The organism is Lysobacter sp., from assembly GCA_013141175.1.
Taxonomy (GTDB): domain Bacteria; phylum Pseudomonadota; class Gammaproteobacteria; order Xanthomonadales; family Xanthomonadaceae; genus Lysobacter_I.
In genome coordinates this window covers 2,047,623-2,072,522 of sequence record JABFRN010000001.1, presented here as the reverse complement: position 1 = coordinate 2,072,522, position 24,900 = coordinate 2,047,623, and the positions used below count along the sequence as shown (strand labels likewise).

At 65.8% G+C, this 24,900-nt stretch carries 14 protein-coding genes; 4 read left to right on the top strand and 10 right to left on the bottom strand.

What is annotated here, in order from left to right; all coding sequences use genetic code 11:
- Positions 1–29: 29 nt before the first annotated feature.
- On the top strand, positions 30–836 hold the full coding sequence (locus HOP03_09115) for a methyltransferase, TIGR04325 family (protein NOT88332.1): 807 nt from the start codon (positions 30–32) through the stop codon (positions 834–836).
- A gap of 375 nt (positions 837–1,211) precedes the next feature.
- Here HOP03_09115 and HOP03_09110 read toward each other — a convergent pair whose 3' ends face one another.
- Together HOP03_09110 and HOP03_09105 are read right to left on the bottom strand one after the other, a co-directional pair.
- On the bottom strand, positions 1,212–13,988 hold the full coding sequence (locus HOP03_09110) for an amino acid adenylation domain-containing protein (GenBank protein NOT88331.1): 12,777 nt from the start codon (positions 13,986–13,988) through the stop codon (positions 1,212–1,214).
- Positions 13,985–14,797: a hypothetical protein gene (locus tag HOP03_09105; protein NOT88330.1), complete on the bottom strand. Its 813-nt coding sequence runs from the start codon at positions 14,795–14,797 to the stop codon at positions 13,985–13,987. Before HOP03_09105 ends, HOP03_09110 begins: the two co-directional genes overlap by 4 nt.
- 171 nt (positions 14,798–14,968) lie before the next feature.
- Here HOP03_09105 and HOP03_09100 point away from each other — a divergent pair, with 171 nt between their 5' ends.
- Positions 14,969–15,718 (top strand): hypothetical protein, encoded by a 750-nt coding sequence (locus HOP03_09100; GenBank protein ID NOT88329.1) that lies wholly within the window; start codon positions 14,969–14,971, stop codon positions 15,716–15,718.
- Between the two features lie 71 nt (positions 15,719–15,789).
- Here the strand turns inward: HOP03_09100 and fabD are convergent, their stop codons facing one another.
- The 4 genes from fabD to HOP03_09080 all read right to left on the bottom strand — a co-directional run bounded on the left by fabD (position 15,790) and on the right by HOP03_09080 (position 20,096).
- A complete protein-coding gene (gene fabD, locus HOP03_09095) occupies positions 15,790–16,914 on the bottom strand; it encodes an ACP S-malonyltransferase (GenBank protein ID NOT88328.1) in 1,125 nt (374 codons plus the stop codon).
- A 52-nt stretch (positions 16,915–16,966) separates the two neighbouring features.
- Positions 16,967–18,247, bottom strand: coding sequence for a polyketide beta-ketoacyl:ACP synthase (locus HOP03_09090; GenBank protein ID NOT88327.1), 1,281 nt, complete (start codon positions 18,245–18,247; stop codon positions 16,967–16,969).
- On the bottom strand, positions 18,234–18,473 hold the full coding sequence (locus HOP03_09085) for an acyl carrier protein (protein NOT88326.1): 240 nt from the start codon (positions 18,471–18,473) through the stop codon (positions 18,234–18,236). Before HOP03_09085 ends, HOP03_09090 begins: the two co-directional genes overlap by 14 nt.
- An 861-nt stretch (positions 18,474–19,334) precedes the next feature.
- A complete protein-coding gene (locus HOP03_09080; protein ID NOT88325.1) occupies positions 19,335–20,096 on the bottom strand; it encodes a metallophosphoesterase in 762 nt (253 codons plus the stop codon).
- A gap of 641 nt (positions 20,097–20,737) precedes the next feature.
- Between HOP03_09080 and HOP03_09075 the strand changes: the two genes are divergently transcribed.
- Positions 20,738–21,295 carry an Ax21 family protein gene (locus tag HOP03_09075; protein NOT88324.1) on the top strand — a complete coding sequence of 186 codons (558 nt, stop codon included), beginning with the start codon at positions 20,738–20,740 and terminating at the stop codon, positions 21,293–21,295.
- A gap of 230 nt (positions 21,296–21,525) precedes the next feature.
- Positions 21,526–22,122 (top strand): outer membrane beta-barrel protein, encoded by a 597-nt coding sequence (locus tag HOP03_09070; GenBank protein NOT88323.1) that lies wholly within the window; start codon positions 21,526–21,528, stop codon positions 22,120–22,122.
- A gap of 94 nt (positions 22,123–22,216) precedes the next feature.
- On the opposite strand, the gene HOP03_09065 is transcribed toward HOP03_09070, so the two are convergent.
- From HOP03_09065 to HOP03_09050, 4 genes are all read right to left on the bottom strand, one after another.
- Entirely contained in the window at positions 22,217–23,266 is a 1,050-nt protein-coding gene (locus tag HOP03_09065; GenBank protein NOT88322.1) for an NAD(P)-dependent glycerol-3-phosphate dehydrogenase, read from the bottom strand.
- A gap of 7 nt (positions 23,267–23,273) precedes the next feature.
- Positions 23,274–23,777, bottom strand: a complete 504-nt coding sequence (gene secB / locus HOP03_09060) for a protein-export chaperone SecB (GenBank protein NOT88321.1) — start codon at positions 23,775–23,777, stop codon at positions 23,274–23,276.
- Positions 23,778–23,931: 154 nt separating this feature from the next.
- Positions 23,932–24,369, bottom strand: a complete 438-nt coding sequence (locus tag HOP03_09055; protein ID NOT88320.1) for a rhodanese-like domain-containing protein — start codon at positions 24,367–24,369, stop codon at positions 23,932–23,934.
- A gap of 96 nt (positions 24,370–24,465) precedes the next feature.
- Positions 24,466–24,894 carry a hypothetical protein gene (locus tag HOP03_09050; protein NOT88319.1) on the bottom strand — a complete coding sequence of 143 codons (429 nt, stop codon included), beginning with the start codon at positions 24,892–24,894 and terminating at the stop codon, positions 24,466–24,468.
- Positions 24,895–24,900: the final 6 nt, after the last annotated feature.

Sequence of the window (24,900 nt, the reverse complement as noted above, 5' to 3'; positions counted from 1 at the left end):
TGCTACGATTGGCGCATGGGGTGGAGCGTATGGGAATAATCGATTTTTCGGAACGCGTCGCGCGCAATGCGTGGCGCATTCCCATCGTCGGCAGCGTGCTGGCCATGGACGATGCGCGCAGCTTCGCGAAGATGCCGCGCGGCCGATTTCGCGGCGTGCACGCCAGCTTCGCCGAAGCCGAAGCGGCCATTCCGGAAGGCAGCCGCGTAGGCTACGACCACGACGCCCTGGCCGGGATGTACCGCGACCGCATCCAGAAAGCCTGCCAGAGCGATTACGCGGTGCTGTTCTGGCTACGCGACCTGTTGAACGCACAAACGCGGCTGCTCGATTTCGGCGGCCACATCGGCGTCAGCCACTACGGCTGGAAGCGTTACCTGCACTACCCGCCCGGGATGCGCTGGACGATCTGCGACATGCCGGCGATCGTCCGCGAAGGCCAGGCCTTCGCCCGGGAACAGCAGGCCGACGGCCTGTTCTTCACCGACGACCTGGCCACCGGCAGCGACACCACCATCTTCATGGCCGCCGGCTCGCTGCAGTACGTCGACATGAGCTTGGCCGATATCCTCGCGAAGATGGGCGCGCGTCCGCAGCATCTGCTGATCAACAAGATGCCGCTGTACGACGGCGACACCTTCGTCACCGTGCAGTCCACCGGCCGCGCGTTCCATCCGTACCGGATCGGCAACCGCGACGAATTCGTCGCCGGCATCACCGCGCTGGGCTATCGCGCGGTCGACGACTGGACCAATCGCGAAACCTCGTGCCGCATCCCGCACACACGCGGACGCGACATCGATGCCTACAGCGGGTATTACTTCGTTCTCGATTGACGGTTCGACCAGACTTTGATCGAAACCCCGCATCGACGACCGCGTCGAAGATCGACGAATCTTTGCGCAGTGTCATCGAGTTGAAGGCGCCCCAATTTGTCTTCCAGCCGGCAAAACCGATCGCTTGACCGGCGGAAATCGTTCTTTGGCTCGTCATTCCCGCGAACGCGGGAATCCAGTGTCTCGACGCTGTGCAGACTGATTGAACGTCATTGAGTCCTCGAAGCCACTGGGTCCCCGCGTTCGCGGGGACGACGGTGATGTTTTTTCAGCACTCGAAAAAGTAGTGGGCCGTGGTCGACGGCCCGGCCTACGCGGTAAGCGCCGCATGATCTGCGAGAGCCGGGCATGCTGCGCTCGAGCGTCGGGCGCGCATCACGCCCGGCGTTTTCCGAACCGCGACAGCAGGCGCCCGAAGAATCCGCCGGACGGCGCCTCCTCGTTCGCCGGCGCTCGCGCAGCATCGCCCGTCGCGCCCGTGCCCATCTGCGCATCGCATTCCATCGCAGTCTGCGCCAAGGTCTGGAACACGAACGCACGCGGGCTGAGACTCACGCCGTGGCGCGTCTGCAGCATCGCGACCGCGCGCATGATCAACAGCGAATGACCGCCCAGATCGAGGAAGTTGTCCTGCGCGCCGATGGCGTCCACGCCGAGCAGTTCGCGCCAGATCTCCGCGAGCCAGCGTTCGCTCTGCGTCGATGGCGCCTGCGACAGACGCGGCCTGGCGGCGGATGTCGTGGATGCGATCGGCGGCAGCGCATTGCGGTCGACCTTGCCGTTGGGCGTGGTCGGCACCTGTGCGATCTCGATCCACGCCGTGGGCAGCATGTAGTCCGGCAGCTCTCCGCGCAGATGCGCGCGCAGCGTATTGCCGTCGACGCCCGCACCCGCGCGCGGCACGATGTACGCCGCGAGGATCGCATCCTCGCTGCTGCGCACCGCCGCGACCACGACCACCTGCGCGACATCCGGATGGCGCGCGAGGATGCTTTCGATTTCCCCGGTTTCGATGCGGTAGCCGCGCAGTTTGATCTGCTGGTCGAGGCGGCCGAGATGCTGCAGCTGGCCATCGCTGCGCCAGCGTCCGAGATCGCCGGTGCGATACATGCGCGCGCCAGGCGTCGCGGCATCGGCGAATGCGTCGGCGATGAATTTCTCTGCAGTGAGTTCATCGCGCCCGTGGTAACCCAGCGTCACCCCGGCACCGGCGATCACCAGTTCTCCGCTCACGCCGATCGGCACGGTCGCGCCGTCGTCGTCGAGCACATGCACCTGCGTATTCGCGATCGGCCGGCCGACGACGATCTCGCCCTGCCCCGGCCGGACCTGCGCGCACGTGGACCAGACCGTGGTTTCGGTCGGGCCGTACATGTTCCACAGCGCACCGACGCGCGGCAGCAGCGCTTCGGCCAGATCGGCCGGCAAGGCTTCGCCGCCGCACAGCGCTTTCCACTGCGGCCCGCCGCGCCAGCCGGATTCCAGCAGCAGTCGCCATGTGCTCGGCGTCGCCTGCAGGGTGTCGACGTTGTGGCGTTCCAACAGCGCGCGCAGTGCGACGCCGTCGCTGGCCTCGTCGCGCGCGACCAGCACCAGATCCGCGCCGACCGCCAGCGGCAGCAGCAGTTCGAGCACGGCGATATCGAACGACAGCGTGGTGACGGCAGCCAGGCGCGATGATGCGTCGAGCCCCGGCGCGATCCGCATCGACTCCAGGAAGTTGATCACCGCGCGCTGCGGCACGCGCACGCCTTTGGGTTTTCCGGTCGAACCCGAGGTGTAGATCAGATACGCGAGCGCATCGGCATTGCGATGATCGGACCGCAGTCCTGCGATGTCTTCTGTCGCGAGCGCATCGTCGAGCGTCAGCCGATGCGCGGCGTCGAGTCCGAGATCGTTGTCGCTGTCGTCGATCACCAGCGCCGCGTCGGCATCCGCGACCATGAACTTCAACCGTTCGGCCGGGAATCCGGGATCGAGCGGCAGGTACGCGGCACCGGTGCGCAGCACGCCGAGCATCGCCGCGAGCATCGCCGGCGAGCGCTGCAGATGCAGACCGACGACCGCGCCGTTGCCGATGCCGCGCACGCGCAGCGCGGTGGCGACGCGATCGGCCTGCGCCGACAGCGCGGCGTGGGTGATCGCACCGTCGGTCGACAGCACCTGCGCGTGATCGCCGTGGCGGGCGATGGCGTCGTCGAGATAATGCGACAGATCGCGGTCGTCGGGCATCGGCGTGGCCGTCGCGTTCCACGATGCGAGGCGCGCCGATTCCGCAGGCGTCATCGACAGCAGCGCGCGCAGCGGCACGTCCTGCGACGCATTCGCGAGTGCATCGACGAGCCCGTCGAGCAGCGCGAGATAACGATCCACCAGCAGCGTCGCGGTGTCGGCGATCAGGATGTCGGTGTTGTAGTTCAGGCCGCCGACCAGACCGTCGGCGCCGTCGAGGAACCACAGCGCGACATCCTGCGCCGCCGCCGGCTGGAACACCGGCACGTTGGCGTGCGCAAGATCGCTCCAGCGGCACGGCCGCTGACGCGCATCCTGGTACGAGAAGAACGCCTGGTAGATCGGGAAGCGGCTGGTATCGCGGTGCGTGCCGAGCACGCGCACGAGATGCTCGAACGGCACGTCCTGGCAGCCCAGCGCATCGATCATCTCCACGCGCACCAGTTGCAGCAGACTGCGGAAGCCCTGCGCGGGATCGACCCGCAATCGCAGCGGCAGCGCATTGACGAAGAAGCCCATCACCGGTTCGAGTTCGGGCAGATTGCGTCCGCGCACGGGCGTGCCGATGATCAGGTCGCGCTGTCCGCTGAGCTGGTGCAGCAGCAGCGTCCACGCCGACAGCAGCACCGTGAACAGCGTCGAGCCTTCGCGCTGCGCCAGTGCGCGCAGCGCATCGGCGGTGCCGGTCGGTACGCGCAGCCACGCGGTGTCGCCGTCGCCGCTCTGGGTCGCCGGTCGCGGCTTGTCGGTCGGCAGCGCCAGCGCTTCGGGCATGCCCTGCAGCTTGCCGCGCCAGTGATCGAGCTGTCGCGTCAACTCCGGCCCGGCCATCCATTCGCGATGCCATGCCGAGAAATCGGCATAGCTCACCGGCGGCAGCGCCAGCGACGGTTCGCGGCCCTGGCGGTTGGCGTCGTAGAGCGCGGCCATTTCGGTATAGAACAGATCGAAGGACCAGCCGTCCCAGATCGCGTGATGGGCCATGAAGAACATCACATGCTCGTCGTCGCCGAGTTTGTAGACGCAGGCGCAGAACAGCGGCCCGCGCGCGAGATCGAACGGCACCGCGATCTCGTCCTCCATCCGCAGCGCCAGCTCCGCTTCGCGCGCGTCGACGGCAATGCCGGTCAGATCCTCGAAGCGCAGCGCGGTATCGACCGTCTCGTGCAGCTGCTGGAAGGGTTCGCCCTCGTGCATGCCGATCGTCGTACGCAGCGCGGCCTGACGCCGCACCATTCCGGCGAAAGCGCGTGACAGCGCATCGCGATCCAGCGCGCCGCGCAGACGGTGCGCCGACGGCACGTTGTAGACGGTGCGGCCCGGATGCAGCTGTTCCAGATACCAGATCCGCTGCTGCATCAGCGACAGCGGCGCGCGTTCGTCTTTCGCAAGCACCGCAACGGTCGGCAGCGTCGTCGCTTCCTGCGCGGCCAGCCATGCCGCAAGACCGGCGACGGTCGGATGATCGAACACCACGCGCATCGGCACGTGACGGTCCAGCTCGCGACCGAGCTTCGCCGCCAGTTGCGCCGCGAGCAGCGAATGCCCGCCGAGCGCGAAGAAATCGTCGTGCGGGCCGATCCGGGGCAGCGCCAGCGCGTCGCGATACTGCTGCGCGACCTGCGCCTGCCAGACGTCGGAGAAATGTTCGGGTTCACCGCTGTCGATCGACGGCGATGCGTCGATAGGCGCCGGCAGCGCCTTGCGGTCGATCTTGCCGCTGACGGTCAACGGCAACACCGGCAGCGCGATGCAGCGCTGCGGCAGCATGTATTCGGGCAAGAGTTTTTCGGCATGCGCGCGCAGACCGTCCTCGCTGGCGCGACTGCCGTCGAACGCCGAGTCCGGGTTCGCGACGACATAGGCGATCAGACGCAGATCGCCCGGACGCGGTTCGTGGGTGACCACTACCGCCTGCGCGATATCCGGATGCGTCATCAACACCTGTTCGATTTCGCCCAGTTCGATGCGGTAACCGCGCAGCTTCACCTGGAAGTCGGTGCGGCCCAGGCACTCGACCACGCCATCGCGACGCCAGCGCGCGAGATCGCCGGTGCGGTACAGCGGCTGGCCGTCCGCATCGGGGACGAAACGTTCGGCGGTCAGCTCCGGACGATTGAGATAATCGCAGGCCACGCCGTCGCCGCCGATATACAGTTCGCCGACGACGCCGACCGGCACCGGCTGACGATGCGCATCGAGCACCAGCAGCCGCGTATTCGCCAACGGCACGCCGATCGGAATCGGTGCGTCCGCGTCGACGACGCGATGATGGCTCGACCAGACCGTGGTTTCGGTCGGTCCGTAGACATTCCACAGCTCGGCGACGCAGGGCAGCAGCGCGGCGGCGAGATCCGCCGCGAGCGGTTCGCCGCCGCTCAGGGCCTTGAGTCCCGGATGGCCGCGCCAGCCCGATTCGAGCAGCAGGCGCCAGGTCGCGGGCGTGGCCTGCATGATGTTGACACGATGCGTGTCGAGCAGCGCGCGCAGACGGTCGGCATCCGCCGCGTCGCGGCGGTCGGCGAGCACCACGGTCGCACCGACCGACAGCGGCAGGATCAGTTCGCACACCGCAATATCGAACGCCAGCGTGGTGACCGCGAGGACAACGTCCTGCGCCTGCATGCCCGGCGTGCGCCGCATGCTCGCGAGCAGATTGGCGACATTGCGATGGCGGACACGCACGCCTTTGGGACGACCGGTCGAGCCCGAGGTGTAGATGATGTACGCATCGTCCTCGGCGTCAGCGCCGGCATCGCGCAACGCGGTGTCGCTGCGATCGTGAATGCCGTGCAGATGCAGTTGCGCGATCGATGCCAAGACGCTGTCGAACCGCGCCATCGATGCCGCATCGCCCAGCAGGATGCGCAGCTGCGCGTCCTCGACCATGAAGCCCAGCCGTTCTTCCGGCAGCGCCGGATCCAGCGGCACATAGCAGGCCCCCGCGCGCAGCACGCCGAGCAGTGCGGGCAACAATTCCAGATCGCGTTCCAATAGCAGACCAACCCGGTCGCCGCGCTGGACGCCGGCCGCCTGCAAAGCGATCGCGATCGCCGCACTGCGATCGGCGAGCTGCGCATAGGTCAGATGCTTCGACCCCGCTGTCACGGCGATGGCATCCGGCGTGCGGCACGCTTGATCGAGAATCAGCGCTTCGATCCGGGTCTCGCGCGGATAGTCGGCGTCGGTCGCGTTCCAGGCATCGATCGACCGTTGGTCTTCGGGCGTGAGCACGGACAGCGCATCGAGGGGGCTGCCGACATCGGCGACCGCAGCGCGCAGCAGCAGCTCGAATCCCGAGAGCCAGCGTGCGACCGTCTGCGCATCGAACAGGTCGGCGTTGTACTGGCATTCCAGACGCATGCCGGCGGCGCCGAGATCGACCGCATTCACGAACAGCTCGAAGGTTTCGAAGCGGCGCGCGTTGCTGTCCAGATCCAGCTGCAATCCCGGCATCGCATCGTGTTCGCCGGTCAGCGCCTGATCGATGTTGAAGATCACGCTCATCAACGGCAGACGGCTGCGTTCGCGCGGAATCGGCAGCGCGCGCAGCAGTCGGCCGAAGGTGATGCGCTGATGATCGTAGGCATCGAGCAGGATGCCGCGACTCTGATCGATCAAGCGCTCGAACGGCAGTTCGCCGTGCGGCTGGATGCGCAGCGGCAGCATGTGCACGCAGTGTCCGACCAGACCCTCCTGCCCCGATGCAGACTGCCCTGCGGCGGGCACGCCGATGACGACATCGTCCTGCCCGGTAAGCCGATGCAGCAGCGCCGAGAAGCCGGCGATCAGGGTCGCGAACAGGCTCGCGCCGCGACGCGTGCCGAGCTGGCGCACCCCGGCGAGCATTTCCGCCGGCAGCACATGATCTTCGCGCCCCGCACGCTGGGTGCGGATCGGTGGACGCGGCCGATCGCAGGGCAGATCCAGCACCGGTCCGCCGTCGGCGAACTGCGCGATCCACCAGGCGAGTTCGTCGGCCGGATCGGCATCCGATGCTGACTGTTCGACCGCGTAATCGGCGAACGAAGGCGCTGCGGCTTGAAGGGCGTCCGGCCGATACTGCGCGGCCAGATCCTTCACCAGCACCCAGAACGACCAGCCGTCGAGCACGATGTGATGGCCGGTGAGCACCAGCACGTGATGCTCGGGCGCAAGCCGCACGATCTCGGCACGCAGCAGCGGGCCACGACTCACATCGAACGGTTCGGAGACGTGACGTTCGCAGATCGCGGCGAGTTCCGCCTGCGGTTTCTGCGATGCGGACACATCGCGCAGCGCGATCTCGAATGCTGCCGCCTGCGCGGGGATCCGCAGCCACAGACCGTCGTCGGAGAACGTGGCGCGCAGCGCATCGTGACGTTGCGGCAAGGCCTGCACCGCCGCGCGCAGACGTTCGACGTCGAGCACGCCGCGCAGATGCAGCGAGACCGATTCGTTGTACGCCAGCGAAGCCTCGGTGCCGAGCTGATCGGCGAGCCAGATTTCGCGCTGCGGTTCGGTGGTCGGCACCACACGGGTGCCGTCTTCGGCGAGCGCCTGTTCCCTGCGACGCACCGGGAAGAATTCGCTGGCGATCATTTCCGCCGCCGCATCGCGGTACGCGGCGACGATCAGATCGATGTCCTCGTCGGTGTGCGAGGTGGTCAGGAAGCACGGGAAATTGTCGAGGATGTGGATGCCGCGATCGCGCAGCATCACGTAGATCAGATCGGCGTAGGGCAGATCCTCGGTGAACACGTTCCGCCACCACGACGCGAACGTGACCAGCTTGAACGGCGCGCCCAGTTCCTCCATCGCCGCGTTGACCCGCGCGACCATGCCGGCGGTGCGCGCGGTGAGCCGCAGCTGCAGGTCCGGGCCGGCATCCTGCAGATGCTGCAAGGTGGCCTTGGCCGCAGCCAGCGCCAGCGGATGGCGCACGAAGGTACCGGCGAAATAAGTCACGCCGACGGTTGGAACCGAATCGTCGCCGTAGTCCCAGTGGCCGCCGTCGAGCGCATCCATGTAGGCGCGCTTGCCGGCGATCACGCCGATCGAGAAACCGCCGCCGACGACCTTGCCGTAGGCGGCGAGATCGGCCTGGATATCGAACAGGCCCTGCACGCCGCGCGGATGCGCGCGGAAGCCGGTGACCACTTCGTCGAAGATCAGCAGCGAACCGGTTTCCTCGGTGAGCGTGCGCAGCTCGCGCAGGAATTCGACCGGCTGGAAATCCGGCCGACGGCTCTGCACCGGCTCGACCAGGATCGCGGCCAGCTCATGCGCGCGTTCGCGCAGGATCTGCAGCGATTCCTCGGTGCCGTAATCCAGTACCAGCACGTTCTGCGCGGTCGACGGCATGATGCCCGGCGCGGCCGGCACGCTGCGCAGCTTTTTTGTACCGCGCACGATCACTTCGTCGAAAATGCCGTGATAGGCGCCGGTGAAGATGGCGATGGTGCTGCGGCCGGTCACGGTGCGCGCGATGCGCATCGTGCCCATCACTGCTTCCGAACCGGTGTTGCAGAACGCGACGCGGTCGCTGCCGGTCAGGTCCGCGAACAGTTCGGCGGTTTCGCCCGCCAGCACATGCTGCGGGCCGATCTCGTAGCCCAGATCGATGCGCTCGTGCAACGTGTCGCGCAGGAAGTCCGGCTGCCAGCCGAACAGATTCATGCCGAAGCCGTTGAGCACATCCACGTACTCGTTGCCGTCGAGATCCCACATCCGCGAATTGCGCGAACGTTCGATCACCAGCTGATACGTCAGCTCCTTGGTCAGCGGCCGGAAGCCGTTGACCACGCGCGGATCGGCCATGCGCTGGCGGTGCTGCGTGGTGTAGATCTTGGATTTTCCGGTGCGGGCGACGTAACGCGCGATCAGCGCATCCAGACGCGTGCGCTGTCGCGGCGTCATCGCGTCGGCGCGGGTATGGATGCGCGCGATCGCACCGAAGGCTTTCTTGACGTCGTACGACATCAGGCCTTCGCTGCTGTCGTCGCCGCCGGTCGGCGGTGCAGCGACCTGCAGGGCGGTGCTTGCGGCGGATGCTGGCGTCGAACTTTCCGGTGCGCGGCTCGCGTCCAGATGCGTCGCCAGCTGCGCCGCCGTGCCGTACTGTTCCATGATCTGTCGGAACGTGACTTTCACCTGGAACGCGCGCTGCAGCTGCAGCGCCAACTGCGTCAACGCGAGCGAATCCAGACCGAGTTCGAGCCACGGCGTATCGGTTTCGGCGGTGCCGATCTCGAAACCGGACACGTCTTCGATCAGTGCGATCAGACGCGGCAACGTGTCGCTCGCTTCGACGAGATCTTCAGCCGGGCTAGCTGCGGGCGCAGCAACACTCGCAGGTTCGACAGCGTGCAACGCGACCGGCGCTGCTTCGATAACAGTCGCGGTTTTCGCCACCGCATCGACCCAATGCCGATCGCGCGCGAACGGATAGCCCGGCAGCGCCACGCGACGACGCGATTCGCGCGCGACATAGGCTTTCCAGTCGGGCGCGACGCCGAGCGTCCACGCCTGACCCAGCGCCTGCGCGAGCAGCGATGTTTCCAGCGCGGCGCTGTCGCCGAGGCTGGCGATGGCCACCTGACCGCTGCGGCCTTTCGGCGCGCACTGTTTCGCCAGCGTCGCGAGCGTTCCGCGCGGGCCGACTTCGATCAGCAGGCGGTTCGGATCTTCGAGCAGGCGCGACGCGGCAGGCGCGAAGCGCACCGGGCGACGTAGATGCTCCGCCCAGTACTGCGGATCGCGGGCGTCGGCATCGCTCAGCCAGTCGCCGGTCACCGTGGACACGATCGGAATCCGCGGCGCGTGCAATGTCATCGTCTGCAGCTGCGCCAGCATCGGCGCGACCACCGGCTGCATCATCGCCGAGTGGAACGCGTGCGAAGTCATCAGCCGCTTGGCGGCGACGCCATCGGCGGCGAGGTGCGCTTCGAGACGCTCGATATCCGGCGTCGGGCCGGCGACCACGCACAGCGTAGGCGAATTTTCCGCCGCAAGTTCGATGATGTCGCCGAGATAGTGCGACATCGCATCAGCGGACAAACGCACCGACAGCATGCTGCCCGCCGGCTGCGCCTGCATCAGCCGCCCGCGCAGCGCGACCAGCGCCAGCGCATCGGCCAGCGACATCACGCCCGCCAGGGTCGCGCAGACGAACTCGCCGACGCTGTGGCCGATCAGCGCACCCGGTTCGACTCCCCACGACATCCACAGCCGCGCCAATGCGTATTCCAGCGCGAACACCGCCGGTTGGGTCAGATGCGTCGCGACCAGCACGTCCGGCGCATCGGTGAAGAACAGATCGCGCACATCGTCCGCTGTATTCGCACCGATCTTCATCTGCGGCGCGAGCACTGCGCAGCAGGCGTCGTAGGCATCGCGAAACACCGGCTCGGCGGCGTACAGGCCGCGACCCATCGCCGGGTATTGCGCGCCCTGCCCCGGGCACAGGAAGGCGACTTCGGGTGCATCGGTGACCGCTGCGGTGGCGGTAACGCTGGTCGCACGCAACAATCGCGCAGCTTCGGCGCGATCCGCAGCGACCACACTGCGGCGATACGCGAATGCGCGCCGGCCAATGCGTGCGGTGTGCGCGATATCGACGAAGGACAGCGCTGCGGCGCTATCCGCATCATCGAGATATGCCGCCATGCGCTGCGACAGCGCGGCCAACGCTTCCGGCGTGCGCGCCGAGAGCGTCAACAGCTGCTGCGGACGCAGCGAAGGCACGGATGCGTTCGCGAGCGGCGCTTCCTGCAGCACTACATGCGCATTGGTGCCGCCGAACCCGAACGCGCTGACGCCCGCGCGGCGCGGCTGCGCGCCGCGCGGCCATGCCTGCAGTGCGGCCTGCGGTACGAACGGCGAGGCCTCGAAATCGATCTGCGGATTGGGGCGCGCGTAGCCGATCGTCGGCGGCAGCGTTTCGCGATGCAGGGCCAGCGCGGTCTTGATCAGACCGGCGGCGCCTGCGGCGGTCACCAGATGACCCACATTGCTCTTCAGCGAACCGATGCCGCAGAAACCACGATCGTCGGTGTGCCGACGGAAAGCGCGGGTCAGGCCGGCGACTTCGATCGGGTCGCCGATCGGCGTGGCGGTGCCGTGCGCTTCGATATAGGAAATACTGCGCGCATCGACGCCGGCGCTGTCGTGCGCCATCGCGATGACCGCCGCCTGCCCGGCCGGATTCGGCGCGGTGAAACTGGCGCGATCGGCGCCGTCATTGTTGACCGCGCCGCCGAGCAGCACCGCGTACACGGTATCGCCATCGGCCAGTGCATCCGACAACCGGCGCAACGCGAGGATCGCGACGCCATCGGAAAACACCGTGCCTGCGGCATCGGCATCGAAACTGCGGGTGTGGCCGTCGCGCGATGCCATCGCGCCTTCCTGGTACAGATAACCGCTGTTCGGCGGACAGGTGATGGCGACGCCGCCCGCGAGCGCCAGATCGCAGTCGCCGCTGCGCAGGCTGTCCATCGCCATGATCGTGGCGACCAGCGATGTCGAACACGCGGTGTGCACGCTCACCGCCGGACCATCCAGTCCCAGCTTGTAGGCGACGCGACTGGTCAGATAATCCTTCTCGTTGGCGAGCATCGTCTGCATCTCGCCGAGGCGCGCGACCAGATCCGGCCGCGCCTGCACGTGATGCAGGAAATACGAGGCGTTGTACATGCCGCCGAACACGCCGGCCCGCCCCGGCACGCGTTCGGGCACATAGCCGGCGTGTTCCAGCGCATGCCACGCGGTTTCGAGGAAATGCCGGTGCTGCGGGTCCATCAATTGCGCTTCGAGCGGCGCGATGCCGAAGAACGCGGCGTCGAAACGGTCCACGCCGTCGATCACGCCGCGTGCGCGTACGTAGGCGGGATCGTCGATCAGGGCACGCGGAATCGAAGGATCCAGCTCGTCGGGCGCGAACACCCGGATCGATTCATCGCCCGCGCAGAGATTGCGCCAGAACGCTTCGATATCCTCGGCGCCCGGGAAACGGCCGGCCATGCCGACTATGGCCACAGGCTCGTCAGCGCTCGGCTTCTTCGCTGCGGACGACGGCATCGTCGACGGCGAGGCATCGCCATCGATCAGCCGCGCGACGCCGGCCGGCGTCGGCGCTTCGAACAACTGCGCTGGACGCAGGTCGCCGATGCCGCGCGTGCGTAGCGTCTGCAGCACGCGCAGCGCGGACAGCGAATCGCCACCGAGTTCGAAAAACGCATCCTGCATGCCGACGCGGTCGAGTTCTAGCACATCCGCGAACGCGGCGCAGATCGCACGCTCGCGTTCGCCGCGCGGCGCGCGATACGGATGCTGCAGTTCGGGACGTTCGCGGCTCGGCACGGGCAATGCGGCGCGGTCGAGCTTGCCGTTGGCGGTGATCGGCAGCGCGGGCAGACGCATGAACGCCGATGGCACCATGTAATCCGGCAATTCGCGTGCGAGCGCTGCACGGGCCTGCGCGACGTCCCAGGCATCGGCGACGACATAGGCGATCAGGCGTTTGCCGCCGCCCGGGCCGGGCTTGGCGACCACCGCGCAGGCGCGCACGCCGGGAACGCGCGACAGCACGCTCTCGATCTCGCCGGGCTCGATGCGGAAACCGCGGATCTTCAGCTGGTCGTCGACGCGGCCGACGAATTCGAGCACCGCGTCCGCACCGGCATCGCGCCAACGCACCAGATCGCCGGTGCGGTACAGGCGTTCGCCTGCGACGAAGGGATCGGCGAGGAAACGTTCGGCATCGAGATCGGGACGACCGAGATAGCCGCGCGCCACGCCGCGACCGCCGATGTACAGCTCGCCGGTGTCGCCTGCGGCGACCGGCCGCTGCTGCGCGTCGAGCACATGCACATGGGTGTGGGCGATCGGCCGGCCGATCGGAATGCTGGCGATGTCGTCGGCCAGATCGCGCGGAATCGCGTAGGTGGTGGCGAAGGTGGTGCATTCGGTCGGGCCGTAGCCGTTGTGCAGACCGATATCCGGCAAGGCCTGCAGCGCGCGGCGCACGTGGCCGGGCGACAGCGCTTCGCCGCCGGTGAACAACTGGCGCAGACCGCGCAGCGACTGCGGCGATTCGTCGATGACCGCATTGAACAGCGCGGCGGTCAGCCACGCGGTGGTGACGCCCATTCCGTCGATGGCCTCGGCCAGGGCGCGCGCATCCGGAACCGGCGCGGTGAGGATCGCGCAGCGACCGCCGTTGAGCAGCGGGCCCCACAGTTCCAGCGTCGACGCATCGAAACCCAGTGGCGCCGCATGCAGGAAACAGGTGTCGCCGTCGAGACGGACGTAATCGACATCGGCGACCAGACGCAGGATCGAACGATGCTCGATCTGCACGCCCTTGGGCATGCCGGTCGAGCCGGAGGTGTACATCACGTACGCGAGACTGCTGGCCGATGCGGTGTCCTGCAGGCGTGCGTCGGAGACGGGTTGCCGATGCTGCTCATCCGTGTCGATCACATCGAGCGTCAACGTCTCCGCCGCGATCCCTGTCAACACATCCGCATGCGCGGCATCGGTGACCAGGATCGTCGCGGCGGCATCCTCGACGAGGTGACGCAGGCGCGCGGCGGGATAGTCGGGATCGAGCGGCAGATACGCGCCACCGGCCTTGAGGATCGCCAGTACCGCGACCACCGCCTGCGGCGAACGCGGCAGGCACAACGCAATGGGCTGGTCGGTGCCGGCACCGAGTTCGCGCAGCCGCAACGCGAGCGCGTCCGAGCGGCGATCGAGTTCGGCGTAACGCATTTCGCCTTCAGGCCAGCGCAGTGCGATGCGCTCCGGGTGGCGTCTGGCGCATTCGCGGAACCGCGCGTGCACGGTGGCGTCGGGTCGATCGCCATCCATACGGCGACTGCCGGTGTTCGGAGCGGAGCCTTGCTTGTCTTCGGCGTTGGTCTGGGGCGTCGTCACGGGTGGCAGGCTTCGATTCTGGAAATGATGGCGAGGATTTCGTTCATGGGGACCGTGGCGTTGTTGAGCGCGGCATCGGAATTCCACGCGCTGCTGGCGTCGACATCGAGCCAGTGCATTCGCGGCCCCTCGACCCAACGTTCGCGGAGACGATCCATGTCCGCCGTGCGCTGGGTGCACAGCACGGTGGTCAAGGTCGTGGCGGGCGCAACGCCGGCCAGATCGATGGCGGTGAGCTCGCCGTGCAGACGCGCGCTGATCGGCGTGCCGAGCGCTTCCTCGAGCATGGATTCCGAACCTTCGGCAGGATCAGGATGCGCGGCGGTGGCTCTTCCGAATTCCGCATCCATGTAGGCGCGATGCGCACGGCGCAGCTCGCGCAGGTATTGCGCACCGTCGACCACCGGATCCCACAGCACCACGTGCGCCGCACGCAGCCGTCCGCGCTGCGCGCAGAGCGCCACAAGCGTGGCACCGAAGCGCAGGCCGACCAGCACGATGCGCGACACGCCCGATTCCCGACGCAGCACATCGGCGGCGGCCTCGATATCCTCGATCCACGCATCGACGCCGTAGTCGGCGATATCGCCGCTAGAATCGCCGGTGCCCGCGTAATCGAAACGCATCGCGGCGTAGCCGGCATCCTCCAGCCTGCGCGCCATGATCCGATACGCGCGATGCGCGCGGGCGGCTTCCTCGCCGAACGGATTGCACAGCAATACCGCCGCGCTGCGCGCATGCAGTCGCGGCGAGATGTGCACGGCTGCGAGCAGATCGCGGTCGTGTGCCTGGAAAAATCGGATTGACAAGCGGTGCCCCCCACCGTGTACTTACCCGTTAACGTATTATCCGGTCGGACCCGGCAACGCATGTCCCTTTCATCAAACTGCGGCGATTCAAGCATCCCCGAGCGCGTGGTGCGGCTGGGGGAGCATCGTACACTTGTCGCGATTGCCAGTGCACCGGCAATGCCACGCGGCGTGCCCGCAGTGCTGCTGGTGAATGCCGGCGTGATCCACCGCATCGGGCCGCACCGGCTGCATGTGCGACTGGCGCGACGCCTCGCCCAGGCCGGCCATCCCGCGCTGCGCATGGATCTGTCCGGGATCGGCGACAGCGGCGCGCTTCCGGAGCGGCTCGGCTTCAGGGCAAGCTCCGTTGCCGATATCCGCACCGCCATCGATCATCTTGGCGCAGGCGACCCGGCTGCATCGGCGATCGTGTTCGGCATCTGCTCGGGCGCGGACAATGCCTTGGCGGCGGCCGAAGCGGACCCGCGCATCGTTGGCCTCGTCCTGATCGACCCTCCCTGCTATGTCTCCACCCGGGCGCGTTTGCGCGCGTTGCGATCGCGTCTTCGCCATCCTGCGGCCTGGCTGGCACTCCCGGCCAAGCTGTTGAAACGGGTGCGCGTACGGCTGTCGCCATCTGCGGACGCCTTGGACGCATCGTCCGGCGGACGTCAGCCGCCTCCCCAGGAGGAATACGGCCGCCAGTTGACCGGCCTCGTCGCCCGCGATGTGCGCATCCTGTCGATTTATTCGTCGGCGCAGGGCGTGCGTTACAACCATGCGGATCAACTGTACGAATGGTTTCCCGAGTTGCGCGGGAAACTCGACAGCCTGTACTACCCGGACGCCAACCACACGTTCACCGAAACCGCGCAACAGGCTGCGCTGATCTCGGCGGTGACGGACTGGTGCCGGCGGCGTTTTCCGGCAAACGATTGAGGTCGTCCGCAGCGGGGCGCCGCATTGCCGCAGCGCCCCGAACGACAGGATTGCCCGAATCCGAGGCGGGCTCAGCCCGCCGCCAGTTCATCCAGATCGAAGTAGCCGTTGAAGCCCTTCATGTAGACCGCGGCGCGGTGCCCGAACAGCACGACCGCTTGGGATCGGGTTTCGAGATCGGCATCGTCCAGGACCGTGGATTTCACCCGGGTACCGATCGGGTGTTTCCGGTTCCATGCGACGACCTTCGCGGTGGCGCCTGAAGGGTTGCCCGCCGCTTCCGTTTCGACTTTCGCCGGAGCCGTCGATGGGAAGAAACCATCCAGCAGCGCGTCCGGAGTCTGCTTGCGGATCGTGTCGACGAGTCGAATCAGCACATCGCCGGGACCGAATTCCTCGAACGTCATCGCTTCGCCACGACTGCGGGCCAGCGCAAGCAGGTATTGCACGCTCTCGGACCATTGCACGGTGTTGGCGATCTGGCGCGACAGGGTGTCGAGAATCGCATCGTTGTCGTACGGCCTTGCGGTGACGTTGGAAATCACCGGAATCTTCTGTTCCGCGAACGTCACGTCCTTCAGGAACTCGCGGAACTGCTCCATCGCGCCTTGCATGAACCTGGAATGGAACGCGCCGCTGGTATTGAGCGGATAGAAGCGGATCTTGCCCTGCTTGAACAGCGGCTGCGCGGTGGCGATCTGCTGCGCCGAGCCGGAGATGACGATCTGCGACGGCGAGTTGTAGTTCGCCAGGGATACCTCATCGAGGCCGTTCTTGCCGAGGATCTCCTCGATTTCCTGCTTCGAGGCGTTCAGCACCGCAGCCATGCCGCCGCCGGAAACCTGACCCATCAGCTCGCCGCGTTTTTGAACCAGTTTCAGACCGGTTTCGAAATCGAAACAGCCTGCCGCCATCAGCGCATCGAATTCGCCGAGGCTGTGGCCGGCGAGAAAGTCCGGCGACTGACCGGTCTCCTCGATCTTCTTGAGATAGGACAGCGCGTTCACCGTATACAGCGCCGGCTGGGTGAACCGGGTGTTGCCGAGCTCGTCGCGGGGATCCTCCAGGCAGAGTTCCTTGATCGAATATCCGAGGATGGCATCGGCCTTCGCGGTCAGATCCTTGTAGTGATCGAACAACTCGCCGCCCATGCCCTTGGCCTGCGAGCCCTGCCCAGGAAACATGTAGGTTTTCATCGGTGCTTCTCCATGGTTTATCTCCATTGAATCGAAATGTTCCGGCGACCGTTCAGTACCTGCGCACACAGACCGCGGTGTTGACCCCGCCGAACCCCATGCTGAGGTTCAACGCATTTCCGATCGCATGCGGCGCGGACGTGCCGCGCACCCAATCGAGATCCGGTTCGATCGGATTGTCGAGGTTGCGACTGGGATGCAGCGATCCTTCGCGCATCTGCAGCAATACGGCGATCAGTTCGACCGCGCCCGCCGCGCTCAGGCCGTGGCCGATCACCGATTTGGTCGCATTCAAACGCACGTGCGTCAACCCGCATTCGTGGAGCGCCGCGAGTTCGGTGATGTCGCCGATCGTCGAGCCGGTGCCGTGCGGATTGACGTAATCGATGTCCGCTGCGGCCAACCCCGCGCGCGCCAACGCGCCCCGGATCGCATGCACTTCACCGTCGAGCGACGGATTCGGATTGCGGTTTCCGTCCATCGCCATCGCCCAACCGGCGAGCTGCGCATAGGGCTGCGCGCCGGGCCGTGCCGCGGATCGGGCGCGTTCGACCACGACCACGCCGCAGGATTCGCCGTAGATGAATCCATCCCGATCGCGATCGAATGGACGGCATGCGGATGCGGGGTCCTGCGCGTAGCGATCCGAGCCCATCGCGCCGAGCGAACGGAAACCCTGGCATTCCCAGTAGGAGATGTCCATCAGCGCGCCCATCGCGATGCACACATCGACGCGACCGGACCGGACCGCTTCGATCGCCTCGATCACCGCGACCTGGCCGCTCGCGGACGCGCCGCCGATCGTGTACGCGAATCCTCGGATGCCGAATATCTCGGTACACAACCCGCACAGATCGCTGTCCATGAAGCCCATGCCGTACGTCGGTCGCAGGAAAGTCTCGCGATTGCGGTAGGTATTGTGGGTTTGCACCAGCTCGCGCTGTTGGAAGTTCGAGCCGCCGATCACCAGGCCGATCCGCTGCGGATCGACCCCGTCCAACGCTGCGTCGTGCCAGGCTTCGTGCAGCGTCGCCAACGCGACGTGTCCTGAAAACGAAGCGGTGCGCAGCAGGCTCTTCGAGACCGATGCCGGCATCGCCAGATCGCCGATCTCGGCGCCGACGAAGGCGGCGGGCGCGTTGTCGGCGAGGGCCGGCGCATCCTCCTGCACCGGAAGCTGGCGGCCCGGACGACCCAGAACACCGAAACGATGCCGACCTTCCAGCAGCGCTGCGATGAAGGCGTCCTTGCCCTGCCCGATCGACGCGGTGACGCCGATTCCACTGACGATCAGGTCGTCGTGCCCGGGCCCGTGGAGATCAGGCCTTGGCATGGATGATGCCGGCCAACTCGCCGATATTTTCGGCCTTGGCCATCTCCATCAGCGGGATGTTCAGCACAAGGCTCTCGAGCGTCATCATGATGATGTCCGCACGGTCGATCGAGTTCGCGCCGAGCGCTTTCAGGGAATCGGTCGCCTGGAAATCGTGCGTCTCCAGTTCCGGCAACACCTCACGGGCATGACGCACGATGATTTCGAAAATCTCTTCTTTGTTCACTGGGTCTTCTCCAACGGTTTGCGGATATTCGTCGCGTCGCGTCCCGGCGGACGCCTGGACGCGGTCTTGGCGTTTGTCGATGCTCTTTTCACGACTGCGAATGCGTCTGTTCGGGCGGGTCGTGGTGTCGGTCCGGCCTCGATGCATCGCTGCAGGCGGTGCCCGCGAAGACATTCGTCGCTTCGATTCCCGATCATGCCCGCTCGCTTCCCCTGCTTGATTTCATGTCACTGGCGCGAGCCGCCTTCGGAACGACCCGATGATGCGCTGTGCCCCGATTGCATCGACGGAACGGTCGGAACCGGGCTCGACGATCCATTTCCATTGTCTTCCACGCTGTATCACGGAATTCAACGCCCCACTTGGCCACGTACCGCTGTGGAAAACCGGTGCAGGCGATGCCCGGGCAAGCCGCATCCGGCATCCTGGTAGCTGTGGAGTCATCGGAAATCGTGCAGTGTGCTCCGGCTCTGCCCCTTCCCGAGACGACACGCAGCGAACCTGTCCCTGTCAGCGAGTTGCATGCGGATATTGTAGCCCAAGACCTCCAGGAACTTCTGGCCGGCCGGACGCCCGCAGCGATGCCCCGGAAAGAGGCGCTTGGCGGGCCCGACACGATCATGGATGCGCCCGTGGATGCGATCGTGGATGTGATCCGGGACCGGATCGGCTTGATCGACAGGTTACCGGGGTTCCATGACGTTTCGTCGAGCGGGTGTGCGCCGATACGTGCCCGCGCTTTTCAACCGGCCGAAGGAATCGTCGGCAGAACCGTCGATCCCTTGTCGAAAACCATACCGCAGGCCACCTGCGCGGCGGCCAGGCGTCGATGCCGGATGCATTTTCGCGAACGGTTAGCAGTCAGATTTCGTCGATGCAAAACAATTGTTTCGAAGCGATCATGCTTTCGTGCGGGTAGCCGAATGCATTGTTCACGTATCTGACGCCATCGATATGGACCGAACGGTTGATATGGCTGTGTCCATAGACATGGAGACTGGAACCGAGCCTGCGGAGTTCCACTTCGATCCTGGTGCCGCCCAGCACCGGATCGAGAACCCGATGTTTCCGCGGAACATAGAAAGGCACCAGATCGATGCGGGGCAGGAAATGCGAGAAGGTGATGACCCGGGTTGCGTCGCTGGTGTCGAGGTACGCATTCATTTCCGCGAAATACGCCGCCACCTCGGCGGGGCCCACACCGGCCGGCCATCGACAAGCGCGATAGTCCGCCCACATCTGCATCAGCTCTTCGCTCGGTTGGCCGAAAGAGTAGTCGTACCAGCCCAACAGCGGAGCGATGAGCACCCCGTCTTTGCGGAAAGATCGCATCGAGGCGCCACTGGCCTCGACCGTGGCTTTCACATCCGCGAATTTCTGCAGCGATGTCTTGTCTTTTTCCTTGCCCAGAACCCAGAGATCGTGATTGCCGGGCACGAACAGGACATGTTTGAAGCGTGCGCTCAACTCGCCCACGCACCATGCCAACAGCGTCAATTTGTGGGTGACATCCCCGGCGAGGATCAGCAGATCGTCGCGATAATCGTATTTCGAAAGATTGCCGACCCATTCCGCGTTCGCATCGTAGTCGACATGGATATCCGATAACGCGAATATCCTCATCGCAGTCCTTCGCTTTTCATTAGCGATACGCTCCCATCGTTCGCCGAATGCCATGGCTGCTGTATTTCCGTGACCGTCGATCGTGTCACAGGCATCGAAGACGGTCAACACGATCGGACTTCGGCCGTCAAGATATCCGCGGCTGCCATGACGCCACCGGTATTCGCCCATCGATCCTTGTCCGCGAAGCAATCGCTTTCGAAGTTCCATCGATCGCGCGCACCGATCAAACGCGCATCGCGCCCCGCACCGGTAGCCATCGACTTCCCGACGGATGCGGCCACTGAAAGAGTGTGAGCACGCAAGACACACCGCGTCGTCACGACATCGCTTTGCGCTCCTCCGACCACCGCGCGAGCACGCGACGATGTGGCAATCGGATCGGCGATTCGACCGGATGATGCGCCCGGAGCGATTCGACATTCGTCGGCGTGGGGCGCCAGCGTTTCGATGGGTGGGACGCGATGAAGGCTGTCGCGAAAATGCCGCCCACCTGAACCGTCCACGAAAGTTCCCGTACCGCCCGGTTCAGTATTAAGGTTTTGTTATGCGCCAATCCTGAGAATGCGCCTCACCGACGCGGGAACTCTCCTCTCTCCCCTGCCCGCTTCGGCCCAATAACAACCAAGAGGTCATCCTCCATGAAGCGTTCCCTCCTTGCCCTGAGCCTGCTCGCCGCCCTCCCGTTCGCCGCCACCGCGGCCGAAGGCGTGTCGTACAACCATGTCCAGGGCGGCTATGTCGCCACCAATGGCAACGGCAATGCCGATGCCGACGGTTTCGGTATCGATGGCTCGGTGGCCGTCCACCCGAACTTCCACCTCTTCGGCGGCTACAACCAGCAGGAAATCGACAACACCAACATCGATGTCGACCAGTGGAAGCTGGGCGTCGGCTACAACTACGAAATCTCGCCGAAGGCCGATCTGGTCACCCGCATCGCCTATGAGAAATACGACGCCGGCAGCGGCTTCGATTTCGATGGCTACAGTGCCGAAGTCGGCGTGCGCGGCGCGCTGGGCACCAAGGTCGAAGGCTATGCGATGGCCGGCTACGAGGACTTCGAACAATTGGACGGCGACTACTACGGCCGCCTCGGCGCGCAGGTGAAATTCAATCAGAACTGGGGTCTGAACGGCGACGTCAAGTTCGCCGATGGCGACACCCAGTGGACCGTCGGCCCGCGCTTCACCTGGTGATCCCGTTCACGCATTGCTTCACCCGTGCAGGGCCGGCGTACGCCCACAAGTCCGCCGCTTCGCGCCCCACCTTCCCGTGACGCGACCTGAAAGCCCGGCGAAAGCCGGGCTTTCCTGTGCCGGGGCGGCGAAAAAAGCAGCAAATCGGGGCAAGCTTGGGTACACTCCCGGGGCCGCGCCCGGCGCGGACAGGACACCATTCACCGTTTCCAGAAGCACTGGGGAGATTCATGAAGAAGCAACTTGCGGCCGCAATTCTGCTGGCCTGTGCGCCGTTCGCGGCATCGGCCCGCGACAGTCTGGGCAGTTTCACCTACGTCGAAGGCGGCTTTCAGCGCCTCAGCGTCGATTTCGGCACGCCGGGCAGCGACAGCCTGGATTTCAATGGCGTCGGCATCCGCGCATCGAAAGAACTGTCCGACAATTTCTATATCTACGGCGGCTACGCCTGGTCGAACAACAGCGATCTGGACACGAGCATCTATGCCCGCCAGTTGCAGGCAGGCTTCGGTTACCGTTACACCGTATTCGACAATGCCGACCTGACCGCCGATGTCGGTTTCCAGCACGCCAAGCTCGATGGCGCCGGCAGCAACGACAACAGCCTCGATGCAGCGCGTGTGTCGGTGGGCCTGCGCGGCGCGCTGGGCAACAGTTTCGAGGGCTGGGTGAAGGCGAACTATGTCGACGGCAGCGACTACGATGGCGAATTCAGCGGCACGCTCGGTGCGCAGTTCATCATCAACGAGACCTGGGGCGTGGTCGGCGAAGTCGAAGCCGGCGACCTCACATCGCAGTACATGCTGGGTGTTCGCGCGAGCTTCTGATCCACGATCCTCCGGTCAGCGATCGTTCCGATGAAAAAGCCCGGCATTGCTGCCGGGCTTTTTCTTTGCGGCAAGCACCGGGCGGACGCTGCGTTCAATCTCCGAACAGGCCCTGCGGGTACTCCGGCTTCTGTTCGCGCGCCATCAGCCGCTTGAGCCCTTCGGCCGGCGTGATGCTGCCGTGGAGCACGTCGCGGACATTGCTCGAGATCGGCAGCTCGACGCCGTGGCGGCCGGCCTGACGCATGACTTCCTCGGCCGTCTGCAACGATTCGACCACCTGGCCGATTTCACGCACCGCCTCTTCGATGGACTGGCCGCGCCCGAGGGCGAGACCCAGCCGGCGATTGCGCGAAAGATCGCCGGTACAGGTCAACACGAGATCACCGAGGCCGGCGAGGCCCATCAGCGTTTCCGCCTTGCCGCCGATGGCGGCGTTGAGCCGCAGCATTTCATTGAGGCCACGGGTGATCAGCCCGGCACGGGCGTTGAGGCCGAGATTCATGCCATCGGCGACGCCGGTGGCGACCGCCAGCACGTTCTTCATCGCGCCGCCCAGTTCGGCGCCGAGCATGTCGTCGCCGGTATAGGCGCGAAACGACGGCCCGTGCAGGACATCGGCGACCTGCTGGGCGAATTCGGGAGTGTCGGAATGGACCGTCAGCGCCGTCGGCAGGCCGGCGGCGACTTCCTTGGCGAACGAGGGGCCGGTGACTACCGCCAGCGGCACGTCGGCGGGAAGTATCCCGCCCGCGACTTCATGCAGGAAACGGCCGGAGCCGGGCTCGAAGCCCTTGGTCGCCCAGGCCACACCGGCATGTGCCGGCCGGTATGGCGCAAGCGCGTGCAGGGTGTCGGCGAAGGCATGCGAAGGCACGACCACCAGCACCAGATCGCAGCCGACGAGCGCTGCGGCGAGATCGGGCGTAGCGCGAAGGGTCTCGGGAAGCGGAATCCCCGGCAGATACCGGGGATTCTCGTGGCGGCCATCGATGGCTGCGAGCGTGTCGATGTCGCGCCCCCACAGCACTGTGGGATGGCCATGACGGGCGATCAGCGCCGCCAGTGCCGTGCCCCAGGAGCCGGCGCCGAGAACGGCGACGGCGGGCCGGGAGGCGTTGGTGTCCGTGCGATCGGACGACATGGCCGGATCAGGCGTTGCCGGCGGTCTCGGCACCGGCCAGGCCGGTCCCCTGCTGGGCGCGCTGACGCAGGCCTTCGGCGTACAGGCCTTCGAAATTGATCGGCTGCAGCAGGAACGGCGGGAAGCCGCCGGCCGTGATCAGGTCGCTGATCGTCTGGCGGGCGTAGGGGTACAGGATGTTCGGGCAGTGCACGCCGAGCATCGCGTCGAGGGTCTGCTCGTCGAAACCGCCCAGGCCGAACAGGCCGGCCTGGCGCACTTCGGCCAGATACACGGTCTTGTCTTCGAGCTTGCAGGTCAGGGTGACGCCCAGTTCGACTTCGAACAGGTTGTCGGCCACGCGCTGCACGCGCTGGTTGAGGTTCATTTCAAGCGCGGGCTGGCCCTGCTCGCTGAACACCTGCGGCGCGCCGGGAGCCTCGAACGAGACATCCTTGACGTAGATCTTCTCGACCGAGAAGGTCGGGCCGTTGGCTTCGGCAGCGGCACCGTTGGCGACGGGTTCGGACATGGCAGAGCTCCTGAAAGGAAAGCGGAAAAGAGGGCGATTATCGCATGGACGCCGGGCCGGGCATCGCCGTCATGGCAGACGACACTCCCCCGTCGCTTGCAGTCGTGGGGGCCGGTGCCGGTATTTGCAACGCCCGTAGTCGGATCGGCGAGGCTCAGCCCTTGCCCTTGACCAGCGGCAGCTCTGCCTGCTGCCACGCGGTGATGCCACCTTCCAGGATGTGGATGCGCTCGAAGCCGGCTTTCTTCAGCCGCTTGGCCGCCGCTTCGACAGTGACGCCGTTCTGGCAGACCAGGATGATCGGCAGGGCCTTGGCGGGGGCGAGCTGCTTGCTCTCCGGATCGAACTGGCTCATGAGCACGTTCTTGGCGCCGGCGATATGGCCCTTCTGGTAGTCGGCGCTGGCGCGCAGATCGACCACCAGCGCATTTTCCTGATTGATCAGATGCGTCACTTCGGCGGGTCGCAGCGCTTTGTAACCGCGGAAGAACCGCGACAACTCGTTGGCGATGATGGCGACCGTCAGGACGACGATGGCGATGGCGTAGACGAGGTTACGGCCGGCAAAGGCCAACAATTCTTCAAGGTTCACGGGATACGGATCCGGGAGCGGCGCGAGATGAGCGCGATGGGGCCGGAATTGTCGCCTGCATGGGCCCCGCTGGCAAAACCGGACCGGCGACGGCGTTTACTTGCCTTGCCAGAAATCCGGCAATCCCGCGATCCACCAGGTCTTGGCTTCGGCGTCGTAGCGCCAGACTTCGGTGAAACGTACGCGACGCTGGCTGAGCGTATTGCGGTTGACCAGTTCGATCTGGATCTCGCGCAGTTCGGTGCCATCGGGGCCGGGCATGACGGCCAGATCCCGGTAACTGGTGACCTGGACCTGCTCGAAACGCGAGAAGTCGACGTCGCTCATGGGCCTCGCCTTGCGCACCTCGGGGTCGACCATCGTCCAGGCGCCCTCGAAGTCGGCCCAGCGGATCGCCGCCGAGAACGAGTACTGGCTCCTGTCGAGTTCGCTGCGTTTCTTGTCCGCGAACGCCGCGCCGGTCATCGAAACCAGCAGCAGCGCCATCAGCAATTGGGCCATGTAGCGCAGGGACGGTGACGTCATCGTCGG